This is a genomic window from Streptomyces sp. YGL11-2 (genome assembly GCF_050054615.1).
Classification (GTDB): domain Bacteria; phylum Actinomycetota; class Actinomycetes; order Streptomycetales; family Streptomycetaceae; genus Streptomyces.
This window is the reverse complement of record NZ_JBNHIN010000151.1, coordinates 1-1312: the sequence shown is the minus strand read 5'-3', so window position 1 is coordinate 1312 and position 1312 is coordinate 1. Positions and strand designations below refer to the sequence as shown.

Sequence of the window (1312 nt, the reverse complement as noted above, 5' to 3'; positions counted from 1 at the left end):
GGGTGAGGCTGATCCCCGGGAGTGGACACCGGGTTTCATGCGACGAGTGACAGCGTATGTGATGTGGTGAGTTGTTGTTCGAACTCGGCTGGTGTGAGGTATCCGAGGGCGGAGTGACGGCGGCGCTGGTTGTAGTAGGCCAGCCAGCGGAACAGCTCGAGTCGGAACTGTGCTTTCGAGGTCCAGCGGTGTCCGTGGAGCCACTCGCGCTTGAGGCCCTGGAAGAACGACTCGGCGAGGGCATTGTCGTAGCTCGAGCCGACCCGGCCCATGCTCCGGCGGATGCCGTGCCGGCGGCAGACCTCGGCGAAGGCGGCCGCGCTGTATTGGGCGCCCCTGTCGGTGTGGAAGACGACGCCGTCCACCTGGCCGCCGCGGGCGGCCACGGCCATCTCGATCGCGTCGGTGACCAACGAGGTGCGCATGTGGTCAGCGATCGACCAGCCCACCACCCGGCGCGAACAGATGTCGATCACCGTGGCGAGATAAAGCCACGTCGTGCCGACGGCTATGTAAGTGATGTCGCCGCACCACCTGGTATTCAAGGAGTCCGCGGTGAAGTCGCGCATCAGCAGGTCCGGCACGGGCGGCGCGGTCCTGTCCGCGATCGTCGTCCGTTTCTTCTTCCGCAGGTGCCGGCCGACGATGTGGTTGACCCGCATCAGCCGCGTGACGCGCTTGCGGTTGATCCCGTGCCCGCGGGCTCGGAGTTCGGCATGGACGCGCGGGGCGCCATACGCACCGCCGTGTTCGGCGTGGATCTCATGGATCTCGGCCACGGTCCGTTTCTCCTCGGCCCGGCGCTCGGCACGGGCCTGAGCGGTGGCCAAGTGCCGGTAGTAGCCGGCGCGGGACACCCCGAGCACGCGGCAGACCCGCTTCACGCCGAAGTCGGCGCGGTTGTCGGAGATGAAGTCCCAGCGGCGGGTCTTCACTTCACCTCCCGAGCAAAACAGGCGGCTGCCCGGCGAAGGATGTCGCGCTCCAACTGCCACTCCTTCTCCGCCTTCAGCAGCCTGGCGTTCTCCGCCCGCAGCCGGGCCAGCTCCTCCATCGCGCTCACACCCACGTCGCGGCCCTCGGGCTCCGCCTGGGCCTCGTCCTTACAGACCCACGTCCGCAGTGACTCCGCGGTGATGCCGAGATCCGCAGCCACCGCCGCGTACGTGCGCTTGCCGGCCGCGGCGCGGTAGAGCGCGACGGCATCCTTCCGGAACTCCTCCGGATACGGAGACTTACGTCCCACCTGGACATCCCTCCCTGGACCATCAAGATCCATTGTCCGGGTGTCCACTCCAAAGGATCAGCCTCA

Annotated in this window: 1 protein-coding gene; it reads right to left on the bottom strand. The window is 67.4% G+C overall.

The window, feature by feature from the left end; genetic code table 11:
* Positions 1-35 precede the first annotated feature (35 nt).
* Positions 36-1246 (bottom strand): IS3 family transposase gene (locus tag ACO1BR_RS44085; protein ID WP_426800748.1). Its coding sequence is split into 2 segments (ribosomal slippage): positions 36-1000 and positions 1000-1246, totalling 1212 coding nucleotides; the frame shifts between segments, so codons are not numbered across the junction.
* Between the last annotated feature and the right edge of the window lie 66 nt (positions 1247-1312).